Genomic DNA, 17,950 nt, shown 5'->3' on the forward strand with positions numbered 1-17,950 from the left:
AGGGGGATGACGTGACGGGTTGGGATTTGGAGCCTGCCGGGGTGAAGGGTGCACTTGCGGTGACCTCCGTCTCGGTGGACTCACTGCCGGGGCAGGTGAAGGCTTTCGCCACAGACCTGGAAAGCGCCGCCAAGTGGGCGGGCACGCTGAGCCAGGAGGGTTCGGACGGGGACGGCACGGCCGGCCTTGTCGGGGCTGCGCTCATGCAGTTTGCGGTGGCTCGCCGAGAGCAGTTGGTGTTCATGCAGCGGCGTGCCGTCAAATCAGTGAATGGCGCCAGGGCGGCGTTGGCGGCGTACGAAGCCGGCAACCTGGAGATGGCTCACACGGTGCAGCAGGAGGCCCTCAAGGCGCCCACCATCCCCGATCTCAAACTGCCTGGGGTCGACGGGAAGAGCACCAAGTGATCAAACCCGAGGACATACCCAGGTTCACCGGACGTCAGGAGGAGCTGGAGAAGGCAGTCGGGGCGCTGTCCGCCGACGGCTCAGGATTCACCTCTACGGGCACGGACATCCACAGCCGGTTCCAGTCACTGTCCTCGTACTACGAGGCTCCTGAGGCAGAGAAGCTGTTCGCCACCACGGCCGCGGTGCAGACGGCCGGGGAGAACCTCGGCGCTGATGTGGAGAGTGTGGCCCGCGCGCTCGGTGAGTACGCGAACGAGATACGGCCGCTGGTTTCCCGGCTCGACGATCTGCGGAAACAGGCGATCGCGTTCGTCGCTGAGGCAAAGGGCGACGAGGGCCTGCTGAACAGCTGGCAGCGCGACCAGGAAAAGGTGGACAAGAACGAGGCTCTTGTCAACGACGTCACTGCCACGACTGTCGCGTTCTGGGAGGCGGAGCGCACGGCCGCGAACAAGATCATGGCCTTGTTCAGTTGCGTCAAGTACCAGGCCAACGACGGTTCCAACAAACCAGATATGTACGGGTATTCGGCCGATGCCTTGAAGGATGCGGAGCTCCCCTGGGGCACCGTCGAGGAACGCACGTTCCTGCCGGGCAATATCGACCGCCACATCAAGAGCTTTGTCTGGGACGGCCTGATCGTCGACAACATCTGGGGGACCATTCAGGGCCTGGGCGCGCTGGTGGGCATCGGCGCGGACGCCTCCGACACATGGGCCGCGCTGGGCCGCGTCTTCCTCGGAGCGGGCGACTACGTGCAAGACCCTCACAACGAGCGCCCGGGGGGCTTGGGAGACCTGCCGCTCGTCCAGGAGAGCAGGAAGGACGCCAAGGAGTTCGCCAAGGGCCTGGTCGCCTGGGACATGTGGAGCGAGAATCCGGCGCGCGCCTCCGCCACGGTCGTCTTCAACGTCCTCACCCTCGGGGTGGGCCCGCTCAAGGCGGGAACGGCCGCCAAGGCCGGTCTCGGCGCCAAGACCGCGAGCACCGCGGCCAAGATCGGCGGGCTGCTCGACCCCGTCTCCGCAACGATCAAGGCGGCAGGAGCGGCCGCACCGAAGATCGCCGAGATCACGGCCGGCCTGCGCAAGGCCGTACCGGACCTCCCCGACGCCGCGGATGGGTCAGTCCTGCTCCCTGAGGGGTACATCCTGCGGGCGGACGGGGAACTCGTACGACCGGACGGAAGCGTCGCCGGGAAGGGCGCGGGCGAACTGTCCGCCGCAGACCGCGCCGCCCTGGATGATGCCGCACGCTCCGCGGAACAGACACCGATTGGTGTCGGCTCGGGCGCCCGCGCGGCTCCTGGCGGAGGCACAGAACTGCCGACCACGCACAGCGGTGACGTACGCAGCGGTGTCGGATCCGGATCCCCGGCCAACCAGCATATGAACCAGGGTGGTTCGGGGAATGGAGACTTTCCCTCCTCTGGATCCGGAGATGCAGCTCATGGCGCGGTCGCCGGCGGAGACCGTCTGGATTCGGTGAGTGAGGGGGCGACGGGAGCCACCTCCGACGGAGCCCCAGGAGCGGCTGCAACCGACGGACCGGCTGGACACGGCGACGGACAGAGTGCTGGTCACGGCGATGAGCCGATCGGCGGCCACAGCGACACCAACGGTACGACCGACGAGCACGTCAACAGTCTCGACCACCCGCCGCTCGAGTCGGCATCCCGGGTCAGGTCGGACGGTGCGCGCTACGTCGTTGAGCCCTCCGAGTACTCAGGGCGCGTCTTCGATGAGATCCGGGCCACTCCCGACGCGGTGGACATCCCGGCCATGTCCAGGAACACCGGCATCAGCGAATCCGTGCTGCAGCGCGCTAAGACCCACCTGTTCCGGACAGAGCATGTGGTCGTCACGGAGAAGGGTGTGGCCAGGAAGGGACTCTTCACGCCGCGCGACGACCCGGGCGACCTCTGGCAGGCAGCTGGGCAACGTAACCTGGACGAAGGCGAGGCGGTGAGATTCCAGCGTCTCGTGGCGCATGAGTACATCGAAAGTCACCTAATGAACGCAGGGCTCCCCTACGTATTCGACCGCCCGCAGTCATGGACGGTCGACATGGTGAATGGTGTCCCTGACGGCCACTACCGCGCCTGGCCCAGTGGCTGGGAGGACGCCGGCGCCCACGAGCTCTCGATCAGTGAGCGCAAGGGGGGCTTCGCGCAATGGGAGGGGCTCGGGCTGGAAGCGCCGAAAGTTGAGCTGGCGCCCGACCTGTCCAATATTGACGAGGTGATGGCAGCTGCCTTCCAGGAGCTGCGATCGAAGGGAATGGAACTGAAGTGACCGATGGCCTGACGACCGCCACGCTGGAACGGCTTCGCGCCGTCGACTGGTCCGGTGACTGGGACTACGCCTTCGGACACGCTCAGTCCCGCCGCCTGCTGATGCACGAACACCTGCGGCGTTCTGCTCTGTGGGCCCGGGCATGTGGCGCGGAAGACGCTTGGCCTTTCTTTGACGTCACCGGATACGTCGACCCGGGGTTCCAGCTCCCTTCGGAACTCGCCGCAGAACTCCATGAGGTTCTCAAGAAGGCCGCGTACAGCGCGAGGAAGACCTGCAGTGGAGCCGTACGATTTGCGGAACTCCGCGCGCAGGGCAATGCCACACTGCCCGACCTACCCGACCCCTACGAGCCGCTGATCCTCTTCTACGAGCGCGGGGGGGAGTACTTGCAGGACGATGCGGGATTCCTCGACCTGACCGGCGTTTCTATCAAGCCCAGGAGCCTGCAGGACCATCTCGTGGCTATGCCCTTCCTCACCTTCCGTACCACCACGCTCGATGCCCTGGATGGCGAGGGATCGATCTCCTACTACGCGACAACGGACCGCCGAGGTCCCGTCCTGAGGCGGCGTCTCCTGAGGGGAGCCGAGCAGCGCGACGAGGCGTTTACCCACAACTGGCGCTGGGAGCCGACAGAACAACTGCAGCTCTCCGAGCAGGAGAGGACCGATGTCTACGTCCAGATTGGCGACATCGAAGCGGCCAGGCTCATCGAGACGGCACAAGGAGTTCGGTACAGCGGATGAAGGCTCAGGCCCTCTCCTGGCACGCGCAAGGCTGGGCCGGTTCGAGGCGTGAGTAAGGGAGAGCAGCAGTGACGCAGGACTACGACAGCCAGTTGCTGGAGTCGGTGTCGGTCCGGCGTCGGCGGATGTGCGATGCCTTGCTGTTCGGGGCCCTGCGGGGGCGGCGCTCGGCCAATGAGCGGTTGGGGAAGGTCTTCGCCGGGATCGTGATCGCGGCCGTGTTGTGTGCCGGCTGCGTGGGGTGGTCGTTCGTCTCGAATCGGCTGGTCGGGCAGGGGCAGGGAGCGGTTCCGGGTCCTGTGAGCAGTTCTGCTCGGTGATAAGTTCGATCGGATGGGGACTTTGGGGGCGGCGGCGGTGCAGCGTACGGAGTTGAGCCGGATCACTCTGGTGGGTGACCAGCGGCGTATCGATCTCGTACTGCCGTCGGACGAGCCGATTGGGCGGCTGTTGCCGGAGGTGATCCGGCTGCTGGGTGACCGGGTCGCCGCGCAGCCGATGCTTCGGCAATTGGTCACCACCGACGGTTCGTTGATCGCGCAGGAGAGCACGCTGGCTGCAGCAGAGGTGCCGGACGGCGCGGTGCTGCGGCTGGTGCGCGTGGAGGATATTCCGTCGGCCTCGGTCGTGCACGACGTCACCGATGAGGTGGCGGAGGATCTTGGCGTACGGGCCTGGCGGTGGCGTCCCGCAACGCGGCGGGTGACGGCGGGCATCGTCACAGTGTGCCTGGTCGTCACGGCGGCGATGCTGGCGCGGGCCACGTTCTCAGCTGCCGTTGTCGGGGCCGTACTGCCCGTTTTCGCACTGGTGTTGGCAGGCGGTGGCGCTCTGGCCGGCCGCCTGGGTAATCGTGGGCTGGCCACCACGCTGATCACAAGCAGTGGGGCACAGGCTGTACTGGGTGCCTGGTGGCTGGCCGATGCCCACGGGTGGTCCGGTTCCGGACGGCTGGCGGGTGTCGCCGGGGCAGGCGCGCTGATGCTGCTGTTGCTGGGCTGGTTCTCGCCTCTGGGCCGCGGTGGTCTGATCGGTGCCGGCGCGGTTGCGGTGTCGGCCGTCGGCTGGGAAGTCGTGGCGGCCGTGCAGAGCGGAGCGGGCACAGCGGTTCAGCAGGCCCGGCTCGGGACGGTGCTGGCAGTGGCGTCCGTGGTCGTACTGGGGGTACTGCCGCGCCTTGCTCTGATGGCTGCCGGCCTGACGAGGCTGGACGACACACGCTCCGGCGGGGCTTCGGTGAGTCGGCATCAGGTGGCTACGGCGCTGGCAGCCGCCCATCGAGGGCTGGCGCTGACGACCGTGGTTATGGCGGTTTCCGCGGGGGCTGCCGGGCTGCTGGTGGTCCGCGAGCCGACGGTGTGGACCGTGACTCTGGCGTCTGTGGTGGCCGTGGTGCTGTTGCTGCGTGCGCGGGCGTTTCCGCTGGTGGCCGAGGTTGTGGTGCTGCTCGCGGTGGGGCTGGCCCTCGTGGTGCGCCTGGCCATGCTGTGGCTGGAGCATTCCGCGGCGTACGGACCGATCGTCCTGGTGGTGGGGCTGGCTGTGGCCGGGCTCGTGGTGCTCGCAGTGGAGCCCGCCGAGCATGTGCGGGTGCGGTTGCGGCGGATCGGGGACATGGCCGAGTCGGTCGGCGTTGTCGTTCTGTTCCCTCTGGCGATCGGTGTGTACGGCGTGTACGGGCGTCTGCTCGACACGTTCCGGTAAGGGGTACGTGATGGCTGGGGACAGCTGGCAGCAGGACATTCTGCGGGAGTTGCGGCAGCCCGGGGCCTTGGAAGGGCAGAGAGAGGCACCGCGGTCGGCCGCTTCCGCGGTTCCCCCGGAGCCGCAGCGTCCGGCCCCCGCCGTACCAGCGACCGTCTCGACGGACGGACCCGCGGCTCCCGGATCCAATCCCTCCACGGGCAGGCCCCCATCCGCCCCATTGGCCGGAAACCCAGCAGTCAACTCCCGCCCCACCCCGGAGTCTGTCCCCGTCCTCGATCCGCGGCTCGCTCTCCTCAAGGGGCGCTCGCAGCACGGCGATTCCGCGATGCGCCGCACCGGACGTTCCCTCCGGCGCCTGGCCGTTACCTCCGTTGCCCGTGAGGTCGCCGAGACAACACGCATCGCAGAGCAGCTGCAGCAGCCGGTCACCACGGGAAGGCACATCGCGGTTACCAGCATCCGTGGTGGCGCGGGCAAGAGCACGGTGTCGGCGCTGCTGAGCCGGACCTTCAACCATTACCGGCACGATCCGGTGCTGACTCTGGAGGCGGACACGGCGCTCGGAACCTTGCCTGTGCGGCTAGGTGCCGAGTCGGTCCGCTGGTCGTGTTCCGACCTGGCGCAGATCCTGCGTCCGTCGATGCTGCTGACCGACATCACCGGCTATCTGGTGCCGCTGGAGAACGGCGGCTGGCTGCTGCCCGCCGGACAGGGGCGCGTCGGTGCGCAACTCGACGTTCGTACCTATCGATTGGTGACAGTGGCGTTGAGCCGGTACTTCGGAGTGACCGTGGTGGACTGCGAATCGCTTCCGGGAGACATAGCCCGCACGGCGTTGGACACCGCCCATGGACGGGTGCTGGTGGCTCCGGCCACGCTGGAGGGCGTCGCAGGCGCCCGGACGGTGCTGGACTGGATGGCAGGACTCCCGCGTCCAGCGCTGCCGGGCACGGTTGTGGCGCTCAATTCGGTCTCGCCCGACATGACCACCGATCTGAAGGCGGCCACCCGGCACTTGCAGGAGGCCGGTGTTCCTGTAATCGGCATCCCGTACGACCGGCATCTGGCCGCGGGCGGACCGGTCCGCACTGAACTGCTGGGGCAGGCGACGCGGGAAAGTGTCACCGGGCTGGCCGCCGAGGTTCTGCGGCGTGCGGTCGGTGTGCGGTGACGTATCGGCTGATTCACCGGCCGGCCCGCGCCACGCGCCCGCTCACGCCGCCCGGCCCCGTTACCGTTGAGGCTCCGCCCAACCTGCCCGAGGGAAAGATCGGAAACGCGGCGGCCGCGTTGCTGCCCATGGCCGGTGTCATGGGTTCCGTGGTGATGATGACGGTGATCCGCAACAGCCAGTTCGCCGCCATCGGTGCGATCGTGCTGGTCTTCGCCTTGCTGGGTGCCGTCGCGCTGTTCGTGTCTCAGCGGGGCAAGGCGCAGCGCACCCGGCGCTCCCAGCGCGAGCGGTATCTGGAATATCTGGAGGAGCTTCGCGAGGAGTTCGGCCGACTGGAGCGTGAGCGCCGGAAGGCTGCACGGCTGCTCGATCCGCCGCCCGAGGCGCTGTACGACGTCGTACGTGATCCATCGCGGTTGTGGGAACGACGCCGTACGGACGCCGACTTCCTGCGGGCGCGGCTCGGCACAGGTGAGGTGCCCCAGCAGGAGCTGACGGTCGCACAGCAGGGCGTCAGCAGTGTGCTGACACCTCCCGACCCCTTCATGCTCAACGAAGCCAATGCCCTGATCGCTCGCTTCTCGGCCGCTACCGATTTCCCGCTGACTGTCCCGCTGGACCGCGCCGGCAACATCAGCATCATCGGCGAGCGCGACAGCGTGGTGCGGGTGGCCCGTAACCTGCTTCTCCAGACCGCTGTGGCGCACTCACCGGACGATGTTGCCCTGGCCCTCGGATTCCCCGGTGAGCGGGAGGACGAGTGGGCGTGGGCGAAGTGGTTGCCGCACGTGCTTGCGCCCGAGAACGGCGAAGCCCCGGTGGCCGCCCGGCGGATCGCGCCCAGTCTCACGCAGTTGGCGAAGCTGATCGGTGACGAGCTGCGGGCGCGCGCCGCCTATGCGGCGGAAGTACGGCGAGGCCTGTCCAGCCATGATGCCTTGCGCATGACCGATCGGCTCCTGGTGATCAGCGACGAGTACGGGAACGTCGCGGCCGAGCTCCCCAGGCCGGACGAGGCCGTCACTCTCACAAACATGGGTGTCACCGTGCTGCATCTGCTGGAGAAGCAGGTGCACGAGCCGGACCAGGTGACGGTACGGATCCGGGTGGACGGCGACCGAGTGACGATCGAGGATCTGCGCACCCCCGGGACCCGCCCCACACACGGCACCCTCGACGCACTGCCGGTGCCCGGCGCCGAGGGACTTGCCCGGATGCTGGCGCCCCTGCGGCTGTCGGCCGAATCCCTTTCCGAGGGCACCCCGGTCTCCGGCCCCGTGGACTTCGCGCAGCTGCTCGGCGTGGCCGATCCGGCGAATCTGGACCTGGACGCGTTGTGGGCGCCGCGTGGTGACCGGGCTTTCCTGCGGGTGCCCATCGGTGTCAACGACCGGCACGAGGCGGTGCTGCTGGATCTCAAGGAGGCCTCGGAACTCGGAATGGGGCCGCACGGACTGTGCGTGGGCGCCACCGGCTCGGGCAAGAGCGAGCTGCTGCGTACGCTCGTCCTCGCCCTGGTCGCCACGCATCCACCCGAGGACCTGGCCCTGGTGCTGGTCGACTACAAGGGCGGCGCGACCTTCGCACCTTTCGCGGACCTGCCGCATGTGGCCGGTGTCATCACCAACCTGGAGAACCAGGCCGGGCTTGTCGAGCGGGTCCACACCAGCCTCGCCGGTGAGGTCAAGCGCCGCCAGCAGGTACTCAAGGACGCCGGGAACATCGCGGACATCGGGCACTACGCAGCGCTGCGTGCCCAGAAGCCGGACCTGGAGCCACTGCCGCATCTCTTCGTCGTGATCGACGAGTTCGGTGAACTGCTGACCGCCAAACCGGACTTCATCGATCTGTTCCTCTCGATCGGACGGATCGGCCGCTCCATCGGCGTGCATCTGCTGCTGTCCAGCCAGCGCATCGAGGGTGGCAAGCTCAGGGGCCTGGACACGTATCTGTCGTACCGACTGGGCCTGCGAACATTCTCGGCCGACGAGTCGCGCACCGTGCTGGACACCACTGACGCCTTCCACCTTCCGCCGCTGCCCGGCTTCGGTTACCTCAAGGTCGACACCTCGACGTACGAACGCTTCAAGGCTGGGTACGTCTCTGGGGCTTACCGTGGCCCGGCGCTGCGACGCCCGGCGGCGACCGACAAGCCGACTGTGCTTTCCTACGGCGTCTTCAACACATCCACCGATCCGGATGCAACGGCCACGACGGCACCCGAGATGCGGGAACGGGAGACCGGACCGACCGTGATGTCGGTGATGGGCGACCAGTTGCGGGCAGCCGCCGCTCCGGTACGGCGGATCTGGCTGCCACCGCTCCCCGCCGCACTCACCCTCGATGCGACCGCCGGTCCTGTCGAAGTCTCGGAGCGCGGCCTGCACCTCGCCAAGCGCCCAGGTCTGATGCGCGTGCCGCTGGGGCTGCTGGACGACCCCGCCAGGCAGTGGCAGGGCCCTTGGAACCTCGACCTCACCGTGGCCGGCGGCCATGTCGCTGTCATCGGTGGTCCGCAGTCCGGAAAGACAACCCTGCTGCGCACGCTGGCCCTGTCGCTGGCCATGACGCATACCCCGCAAGAGGTCGCGATCTACGGCCTCGACCTGGTCGGCGGCGGCCTCGCCGCCCTGGCCGGGCTGCCGCACGTCGGCGGGGTGGCCGGACGTATGGACCGTGAGCGGGCCGCACGCACCGTCGCCGAGGTCCGTGCCATGCTCGGCGCGCGAGAGGAACTCTTCCGCGACCTGGGCATCGACTCCATCGACCAGCTCCGCGCCCTGCGCGCCTCGGGGCAGGTGCCACAACTGCCTTCCACCGACATCGTCCTGATCATCGACGGCTTCGGCGCGCTGCGCGACGACTTCGACGACCTGGACGACTCAGTGACCGAACTGCTGCGCCGTGGCAGCGGCTACGGCATCCACGTCGTCGCCGGCATGCTCCGCTGGAACGACGTCCGTATCGCCACCCAATCACTGTTCGGCACACGCGCTGAACTGCGGCTCAACGACCCGGCGGACTCAGGTGTCGACCGTAAGCTCTCCGAGACACTCGCTCCCGACGAGCCGGGGCGTGTGCTCACCGACGCCAAACTCTTCGCGCACGTCGCCCTGCCCCGGATCGACGCCGTCGCATCCGCTGCCGGAATCGGGCCGGCGCTGGAAGAGGCCGCCCGTACGATTCGCATGACCTGGCACGGTGAACTCGCCGCACCAGTACGCGTCTTGCCCACCACGCTGATTGCCGACGGGCTGCCGTCCCTGGCCACCGAGCCGAAGCTGGTCCCCATCGGTCTGGGCCAGGAGGCACTGGAACCCGTGCTCCTTGACTTGTTCGGGCACGATCAGCATCTGCTGATCCTCGGAGACACCGAGTGCGGCAGGACCAACCTCCTCAAGCTCATCTCACAACAGCTCATCGACCGCTACTCGGAGGACGAACTCGTCTTCGCGGTCTTCGACCCGCGCCGCGGACTGCGCGGAGTCGTCCCCGAGCCCTACCGTGGCGGATACGCCCACAACGCGAAGCTGGGCTCCGCCCTCGCGTCAGGCATCGCCACCGAACTCGACAAGCGGCTGCCGGACAACACCGCGGACCACGACTCCCTCGCTGACGTCCCCGGCTTCACCGGCCCCCGCATTGTCATCCTCGTCGACGACTACGACATCCTCGCCACCGGCGGACAGCAGCCGCTGGCCCCGTTCCTGCCGTACATATCCTCCGCACAGGACATCGGCCTGCACTTCGTCGTCGCCCGACGCGTCGCCGGCTCCTCCCGCGCCCTCTACGAACCGTTCCTGACCACCCTGCGCGAGACCGGCACCACTGCCGTCGTCATGAGTGGCGACCGCTCCGAGGGGCAACTCTTTCCCGGCCTGTACGCGTCCGCGCAGCCGCCGGGCCGCGGCACTGTAGTCCGCCGAGGCCACCCCCATCAGCTGATTCAGACTGCTCTCGCTCCAGAAGGCCCAGGACACACCTTGTGACGAACGACGTCATCGCCCTCACCCCGAAGATGCCCGACCTGTGGACTGTCGTCGCAGGACTTCATGCCGGAGGGCCGGATCTCGGCGTGGCCACCACCGCGGACGGAGCCGTGATCCAGCTCTGCGGACCGGGCGGACGCCCGCTGGTCTCCATCGAGGCGCCGATCCTGGTTCACACTCCCGGGGAGGTGGAACGGCTGCTGGGCACCGTGGCTGCGGGCGCTCCGACGGCACCACTGTGGTGGACCGAGGCCCGAGCTTCGACCGCCGTCCCCCAGGCGGAGCGCCTGGCCGGATCGTTCGCCGGCCGACTGACGACTGTGCTCGGCGGCGTCACCTGGCCGCCGGAGGCCGCACACACCGCCGTCGTACCGCTCAGCCCCGACGTCACTGCCCTGCCTGCGGACGCCGACGCCCTTCCTGCCGTGGACGTACTCACCGGTTCCACCGCTGTCGTTCTGTCCGAGCGGCCGCTCGTCGCCATGACAGCGTGGCTCTCCGACATCCTGAGTGTGTGCACCGAGACCGACAGGGCGCTGCACATCGTCACCCCGCCCCATGCCCGCCTCACCCTGGCCACGCGCACCGCACTGACCGGCGCACCGAACCGCTGGGTCGTCCAGGACGAGGAGTGCGGCTACTACGACGGCCTTTCCGGTGCCGTACTGCGATGGCAGGACGGCACGTTCGCCCCGGTCCGCACCGATGCGGGTGCCACGGCCGTAGCTTCGTCCTTCGCGCGGGGCGCCGAGACAGATGAGCGGCAGCTCATCCTCTCCTTCAGTACCCGGCACGCCCCTGACGAGCAGCTCGTCCTCGGACGGGCGCTGGAAGCGGCATGGCAGACGCTCACCGGAAGTTCACCGGCGGGCTGGAGTACCGCCGAGCCGATCAACCTTCCATGGTCCACTCGCCAGTTGACAGACTTCGCACGTCACCGGGCCCCCAAGCCCACCTGGCTCCTTGCCATTGGCTCCCCGGACCGTCCGGCCATCGCCACCATGCAAGTCACGCGGACCAAGGACGGCGTCGAGGAAGAGGTCACTCTCGTCACCGGCTACCGCCCTGACGAAGAGCCGCCGTTGCACGCGGTCCAGCCCGTCGCCGAGACACTCGCCACCCGGCACGGTCTGTCGTCCATGATCGCGTCCGTGCGTGCTGCGCGCCGCGATCTGACCATCCCTCCGCGGCTGGAGACACCACCCGTCCCCATCGCCTACACCCTCGGGCCCGACAGCGTCAGCGACATCGGCCTCGGCCACGCCCGGCGCCCTCCCCTGAACCTCCGCCCCGTTCAGCTCGGTCCCGACAGCCGCCCCGGTCTGCACTACCCCCTCGGCAGCGGCACTGACGCCGAGTCTTGGACAGTGCTCCAACAGCTCACGCGACACCTCCGCACCCCGTAACGAGCACCCCACAGTCGGCACGGCGGCGAAGCACCGCGGGCGGGCGGCTGTGCCGAGGGGGTTCGGCAGCGCCTGCGTGGCCGCGAATGAGATCCGCCTGGCGTCTGCGTATGTTTCCTGGGACGCATCACGTGGAGTGCGTGGCGATCCTGGAGCCTGCGACAAAGGGCGTCTGACCTGTGGATTCGGGCTATGCGCGTCGTGGGCGGTACGGGCGGCATTTGACGCACGCCCGACGCACTTTCTGGCGGGGGTAGCGGTAAGCCGCCTCCCGGACCAGGCTGTGTCCCCGGTCCGGAGGCGGCTCAGAAGACCGGCAGGGCGGTCAGTGAGTGCGAGTCGTGGACGAAGACGCGGTTGCCGGCGGCTGCGAGGCCCCAGCGGCTTCCTTCGCCGGTCTTGTACACCATGCGGGGGTAGCCCGTCGTCAGGTCGAGGCCGACGGACGATGCATCACTACGGATGCCAAAGCAAACACGTAAGCCTACTCATGCAGCCGAGCCGGCCCGGAGGGTGGTCAGCTCGCGGTCGGTCGGAAGGGCTCCTTGCCACGACCTGGAGCGGCGCCGTCGGTCCTGCCCGCCTCGCGGTTTCCTGTACGCGGGCTCGTGGTGCCCCACGGCAACAGGCCTGTGGGCCATCGCGGTCCGGATGCGGGCCGTGGTTTCTCGGAGGGGGAGGCCAGCGTCATGACGGTGTAGATGTTCATTTCGCGGTGATCCTTACCGGGAGGCTCTCCAGGCCGTTGACGACGATTGAGCGCAGCGGGACGGCCGGGCCGGTCTGTTCGATGTGCTGTACGGAGTCGAGCAGTTCCGTGAAGAGGATCCGCATCTCGGTGCGGGTCATCATCGCCCCGAGGCAGAAGTGTTCCCCGGCACCCAGCGCGAGGTGGCGGTTGGGGCGGCGGGTGATGTCGAAGACGTCCGGGTTCTCGAAGTAGCGCTCGTCCCGGTTGGCCGAGGGGGTCCACATGACCACCCGGTCGCCTGCCTCCAGCAGGCGGTCGCGAAGCGTTACAGGCTCGGTCACCGTGCGCATGATGTGGGTCGCGCTGGAGGTCCAGCGCAGTACCTCTTCCACCGCCGTGGGCATCAGAGCGCGGTCGGCGCGCAGCCGTTCCCAGTCGGCGGGATGGTCGAGGAAGGTCTTCATTCCGCCTGCGACCGCGAGGCGGACGTTCTCCGTGCCGCCCACCAGGAGGTTGTCGCAGTTGAGGAGGATGTCTTCCTCGGAGAGCAGGTTGCCGTCGACCTCGCCGTTGACCAGGGCGCTGACCAGGTCGTCCTCCGGCTGGTCCATCCGCCGGTACATCAGTTCGAGGAAGTACGCCATGATTTCCTGGTGCGCGATGCTGCGGGTCTCCGCCTCGCCCGCGCCAAAGGCCTTGCTGGTGAGGGAGAAGAGCATCTCCTGCTCGTGGTCCGGTACTCCCATCAGCCGGCAGATGACGTAGAGCGGCAGCCGTGCTGCGATGTCGGTGACGAAGTCGCACTCGCCCAGTCCGGCCGCCCGGGCCACGACCTGGCGCACCGCACCGCGCATCGCCTCCTCCAGCGCGCGTACCGATCGCGTGGTGAACCAGTCGGCGACCAGCGAACGCAGGGCCTTGTGGTGCGGAGGGTCGGTGAGGGCGAGCGTGCGGCCGCCGCCGGGGTCCTTGCCGTGGGCGAGGGGACGCAGCAGGATGCCCTCGGCCGAGCTGAAGACCCGTGCGTCGTTGTAGACGGTGCGGATGTCGTCGTACCGCGTGACCGACCAAAAGGCGGGGTACTGGGTCGCGGCGTGCAGCCGTACAGGGTCGTTGTCCCGCATCCAGCGCCAGACGGGATACGGGTCCCCGGTCGCGTACAGCTCGGGGTCGACGAGGTTGGCGAGGTCGACGGACTCGGGGGCCAGCACGGTCATGACAGGTCTCCTTCGGGCAGCGGCAGGGTGTGTACGAGGTCGGCCAGCCGCTTGACGAGCTCGTGGGCGGTGATGTCGGGGACCGCGTCGGGCCGGTAGTTGAGCGCGAGCCGCAGCCGGCCGTCGGGCAGGGGCCAGAACTCCGTCTGGACCTCCAACGGGATGTCCAGGTACGGCGGGCGGAGGTGCACGGTCGTGAGCCCGGACAGTGCGAGTTCCGGGACGGCGTTGTCCTGCAGCACCAGGAGGGTCTGGAAGAGCGGGGGCCGCCCGGTGCGCGGCGGGTTGAGCAGACGTACGAGGTCGTGGAAGGCCACGTCCTGGGCGCCGAAGGCCCGGTCGATGATGCGGCCGGCCTCGGCGATGGCGTCGGAGCCTCCGTCGAGGACCTCCCCGCGCAGTCGCAGGCACGCCATCTCGATGTGGCAGCCGACGGCCTCTTCGAGGCGGGTGTCGAATCGCTGCGCGACCGGTGCTCCGACCGCGAAGTCGCGCCGGCCGGTCACTTCGGCGAGCAACTGTCCGTAGCAGGCCAGCAGTACGGCATACCGGGTGACGCCCGCGCGGGTGGCGGCCGCGTCGATGCGGGCCGCCGCGTCCTGGTCGAGCAGCCGCTCGATCCGTACCGGACGGCGGACATCATCCGTACGGTCGGGCGCGAGGGGCCACACCAGCTCCGGTACGCCGGACAACTCGGCCTCCAGCACCCCTCGTTGGCGCTCCAGGTCAACCAGAGCGAGCCGTTCCGAGCGCAGGCCTGCGCTCTCGGCGGCGGAGAGCGCCGCGGGCCGGGTGGATGTGCCCGAACCGGCGAGGGCCGCGTTGTACGCATCGGCGAGGTCCGCCGTCATCACGGACTCCGACCAGCCGTCGAAGGCGATGTGGTGGACGACGCAGCCGAACACCCAGGACCGGCCGGACTCCAGCGGCACCAGTGCGGTACGCCACACCTCGCCCTCGGTGAGTTCGAGCGGTGCGCCGAGCGTCTCGCACAGCACCGCGGTCGCCGCGTCCGCGTCCGGTTCGGCGTCCAGGACCTCCAGTACGGGGGCGGGGAACTCCACGGCACAGGCGACGGGTTCGGGCGCGGCGCGGTAGGCCATCCGCAGCACTTCGTGGCGGTCGTGCACGGCCTCGACAGCGCTGTCGAGGGCATCCAGGTCCAGCTCGCCGTCCGCGCCGCCCTCTCCGTCGATGCGGAAGAGAAGCAGGCAATGGGCCGAGCGGTCCTCGGGATTGAGGAGATGGTTGGTCAGAAAGCCGGTCTGCATGGGCGTGAGCGGCACATCCGCGCCCTCCCCGACGGCCGTGCTCCCGGCGGAGCCCATCCGCGCCAGCCACTGCCCCAGACCGCGCGCGGTCGGGTGCTCGTACAGCCGTGATACGGGCACGGGCCGCCCCAGTTCCGCCGCGAGCCGCGCGCACACCCGGCCGGCGCCCAGCGAAGTGCCGCCGAGATCGGTGAAGGCGATGTCGGCCGGTACGGAAGCCCGGTCCAGGACCGCCGCGAAGACGGCGGCGGTCAGCCCGACCAGCGGCTCGTCATCCGGCTCGTCATCCGGTTCGTCGTCCCGGGCGACGGACGGCGTCTGCGGGAGACCGACGGGGGCCGCTACCGGCGCATGGGCCACAACCGGAGCCGATTCCAGCAGCGCCCGCTCGTCCAGCTTGCCGTTGGCGGTCACGGGGAAAGCGGCTACCGGAACCACGGCGTTCGGCCGCTGGTAGTGCACCAGCCCGGCCCTCAGGACGTCTTCGGCCCCGGCCAGCCCGTCTCCCGGCGCTGTGGGTACGCAGAAGGCCAGCAGACCCTCGGCGTTCCCGTCCTCGTCGCGGCGAGCCACCACTCGGCACGTGCGGACACCGGGGAGCAGTGTCTCGATCTGCCGCTCGACCTCGGCCGGCTCGATCCGGTGGCCCCGGATCTTGACCTGCCGGTCGGCGCGTCCCAGGTAGTGCAGGACGCCGTCCTCGTCGAACCGGCCGAGGTCGCCGGTGCGGTAGACGCGAACGTCCCTGCCCCGTACGGGAATGCTGGGGAACTTGGCCCCGGTGAGGGCGGGGTCACCGAGGTAGCGCAAGGCGAGTCCGTCGCCCGCGACACAGATCTCGCCGTCGACGAGGTGGATCTCCGTACCCGGGACCGGTCGGCCGACGGGAATGCCGCCGGGCAGGTCGCAGTCGGACGCGGTGATGCGGTGGGTGGTGGCGAAGACGGTGCTTTCGACCGGCCCGTACCCGTTGATCAGGGCGATGCCGGGATGGTGGCGGAGGAAGGCGCGTACGTGCGGGACGGACAGCCGTTCGCCGCCGGTCATCACCTGGTGCAGACCCCGAAAGGAATCCGGGTCCTCGTCGACGATCATGTTGAGCAGGCTGCTGGTGAGCCAGACCGTGTCGGCGCCGTGGTGGGTGACCGCGTCGCGGAGCACCTGCCCGGACAGATACGGCTCGTCGACGACGAGCGAGGTGCCGCCGCTGAGCAGCGCGGTCCACAGTTCCAGCGAGAACGCGTCCCAAGGCAGTGCGGCAGCCAGCGGGATCACTGTGCCGGTGCCGAACCGGGCGAAGGTGCCGGGGCGCACCAGGCGCGCGGTGGCGCGGTGCGGGGTGAGAACTCCCTTGGGCCGCCCGGTCGTTCCCGAGGTGAAGAAGACACAGGCGGGCGCGTCGGCGGTGACCTCGGCGGGCCGGAAACCGGCGGGCGGCTCCCGGTCTTCGCGGTGGGCGGCGGGCGACCACACCGGTAGCCCCGTCTGACCTCCGTCGGGGTCCTCCGTGACGATCAGCCGCGCCCCGAGTTCGGCGGTCACCTCCTGGATACGACGCTCCGGCCAGGCGGCGTCGAGCAGCGCGTACGCGGCTCCCAGCTTCAGCACGGCGAGTACCGAGGCGATCAGCTCGGCGCTGCGCGGCAGCAGTACGGGGACCAGGTCGCCGGGGCCGACGCCCCGGCGGGCCAGGGAAGCGGCCCAGGAGTCGGCGGTGCGGTCGAGTTCCGCGTAACTCAGCCTGCGTGCTCCGTGCACGACGGCGGTCGCCTCGGGGCGTTCGGCTGCCCAGCGGCTGACGGTGGTGTGCAGGACTTCCTGACGGCGGGCGCTCATGCCCCCGCTCCGAGGGTGTCGCGCAGGACCCGTCCGAACTCCTCGATCTCCTCAAGGGTGTTGTAGTAGTGCGCCGAGACGCGGACGGCGGTCTCCACGCCGCGTTCCGCCATGTAGATCGGGGTGTGGTGCCCGACGATCTTCCATACGTTGATGCGCTGTTCGGCGAGCCGGTCCCTGACGGTCTCGGCGGCGACGTCCGGGTGCCGGAAGGAGAGGATGCCCGACTGCTCGGTGCCGGGGGCGATGAGCTCGATGCCCGGGATGTCCTCCAGGGTGGCGCGCAGTGCCCGGAACACCTCCTTGTGGTCGAAAGGAGTGCCCTCCTCGAACAGAGTGAGCGCGGTGTTGAACCCGGCCACGGCGGCGGTGCTGCGCTCGGCGAGCTCCAGGGAGCGGGCGCTGTGGTCGTCGATCCGGTAGCCGGTGGCCGAGTCGATTCGGGCCACGTGCAGATCGTGGAAGTCCGGGACCAGCGCCGCGCGCAGTTCGGGTGCGACGTAGGCGAAGGCGGTGCCGCGCGGGCCGCGCATGAACTTGCGGCCCGCGCCGGTGAGGAGCTGGCAGCCGATGCGCTGAACGTCGACCGGCACCTGGCCGATGGACTGGCAGGCGTCGACGGCGTAGAAGCAGCGGTACGGGGCGAGCAGGCGCCCGATCGCCTCGACCGGGTTGACGATGCCGCAGCCGGAGGGGATGTGCGTCACCGACACGAGGGCGACGTCGTCCGCGATGTTGGCCGTCATCCACTCCAGGTCGAGGTCGCCGCCCGGCAGGGTGGGGACGACCTCGATCCGACAGCCGGTGCGGTCGCGCAGGTTGAACAGGGAGATGAGGTTGCCCGCGTACTCGTAGGGCGTGACCCAGACCCGGTCGTCCGGGCCGAGGGACAGCCGGGGCACGACGGCGCACCAGGCGCGGGTGGCGCTGTCGAACAGGGCGACGTCCGCGACCGGTGCGCCCAGCACGCGGGCGAGCCGGCGGTAGACCTCGTCGTTGATGATCCCGTCGAAGAAGCCCTCCGTCTCGTAACAGCCCGTGGCTGCCTCACGGTCGAGGACGTCGGCCATGGTCCGCCGCACCTCGGCGGGTACCAGACCCGCTCCGGCCGTGTTCAGATGAATCAGCCGGTCCGCTCCTGCGGCCCCTGTGTTCCTCATCGTTCTCCACCTGCTCTGTTGTGTGCGTGTACGTGATCGACTCGTG

11 protein-coding genes are annotated in these 17,950 nt (G+C 69.1%); 8 read left to right on the forward strand and 3 right to left on the reverse strand.

Annotated features, from left to right (window positions below):
* Window positions 1-11: 11 nt before the first annotated feature.
* The 8 genes from PXH83_RS24360 (at window position 12) to PXH83_RS24395 (ending at window position 11,729) form a co-directional block, all read left to right on the forward strand.
* Window positions 12-407: a DUF6507 family protein gene (locus tag PXH83_RS24360; RefSeq protein WP_274563165.1), complete on the forward strand. Its 396-nt coding sequence runs from the start codon at window positions 12-14 to the stop codon at window positions 405-407.
* Entirely contained in the window at window positions 404-2,704 is a 2,301-nt protein-coding gene (locus PXH83_RS24365) for a hypothetical protein (protein WP_274563166.1), read from the forward strand. The genes PXH83_RS24360 and PXH83_RS24365 overlap by 4 nt, the downstream gene beginning before the upstream one ends.
* Window positions 2,701-3,453 (forward strand): hypothetical protein, encoded by a 753-nt coding sequence (locus tag PXH83_RS24370; protein WP_274563168.1) that lies wholly within the window; start codon window positions 2,701-2,703, stop codon window positions 3,451-3,453. The genes PXH83_RS24365 and PXH83_RS24370 overlap by 4 nt, the downstream gene beginning before the upstream one ends.
* A gap of 68 nt (window positions 3,454-3,521) precedes the next feature.
* Window positions 3,522-3,773, forward strand: a complete 252-nt coding sequence (locus PXH83_RS24375; RefSeq protein WP_274563170.1) for a hypothetical protein — start codon at window positions 3,522-3,524, stop codon at window positions 3,771-3,773.
* Window positions 3,774-3,786: 13 nt separating this feature from the next.
* Complete coding sequence (eccD, locus tag PXH83_RS24380; RefSeq protein ID WP_274563172.1) at window positions 3,787-5,157, forward strand: type VII secretion integral membrane protein EccD; 1,371 nt, start codon at window positions 3,787-3,789, stop codon at window positions 5,155-5,157.
* 220 nt (window positions 5,158-5,377) lie between these two features.
* Complete coding sequence (locus PXH83_RS24385) at window positions 5,378-6,331, forward strand: MinD/ParA family ATP-binding protein (RefSeq protein WP_274563173.1); 954 nt, start codon at window positions 5,378-5,380, stop codon at window positions 6,329-6,331.
* A complete protein-coding gene (eccCa, locus tag PXH83_RS24390) occupies window positions 6,328-10,323 on the forward strand; it encodes a type VII secretion protein EccCa (RefSeq protein ID WP_274563175.1) in 3,996 nt (1,331 codons plus the stop codon). The genes PXH83_RS24385 and eccCa overlap by 4 nt, the downstream gene beginning before the upstream one ends.
* On the forward strand, window positions 10,320-11,729 hold the full coding sequence (locus PXH83_RS24395; protein ID WP_274563176.1) for a DUF6177 family protein: 1,410 nt from the start codon (window positions 10,320-10,322) through the stop codon (window positions 11,727-11,729). The genes eccCa and PXH83_RS24395 overlap by 4 nt, the downstream gene beginning before the upstream one ends.
* Before the next feature lie 705 nt (window positions 11,730-12,434).
* Here PXH83_RS24395 and PXH83_RS24400 read toward each other — a convergent pair.
* The 3 genes from PXH83_RS24400 to PXH83_RS24410 are packed head-to-tail and all read right to left on the reverse strand — an operon-like array spanning window position 12,435 to window position 17,904.
* The gene (locus PXH83_RS24400; protein WP_274563177.1) at window positions 12,435-13,637 is read right to left on the reverse strand and encodes a cytochrome P450; all 1,203 of its coding nucleotides are present in this window, start codon (window positions 13,635-13,637) and stop codon (window positions 12,435-12,437) included.
* Window positions 13,634-16,744 carry an AMP-binding protein gene (locus tag PXH83_RS24405; RefSeq protein WP_274563178.1) on the reverse strand — a complete coding sequence of 1,037 codons (3,111 nt, stop codon included), beginning with the start codon at window positions 16,742-16,744 and terminating at the stop codon, window positions 13,634-13,636. Before PXH83_RS24405 ends, PXH83_RS24400 begins: the two co-directional genes overlap by 4 nt.
* Window positions 16,741-17,904 carry an aminotransferase class V-fold PLP-dependent enzyme gene (locus tag PXH83_RS24410; protein WP_274563179.1) on the reverse strand — a complete coding sequence of 388 codons (1,164 nt, stop codon included), beginning with the start codon at window positions 17,902-17,904 and terminating at the stop codon, window positions 16,741-16,743. Before PXH83_RS24410 ends, PXH83_RS24405 begins: the two co-directional genes overlap by 4 nt.
* Window positions 17,905-17,950: the final 46 nt, after the last annotated feature.

It is taken from the genome of Streptomyces spiramyceticus, from assembly GCF_028807635.1.
GTDB lineage: Bacteria > Actinomycetota > Actinomycetes > Streptomycetales > Streptomycetaceae > Streptomyces > Streptomyces spiramyceticus.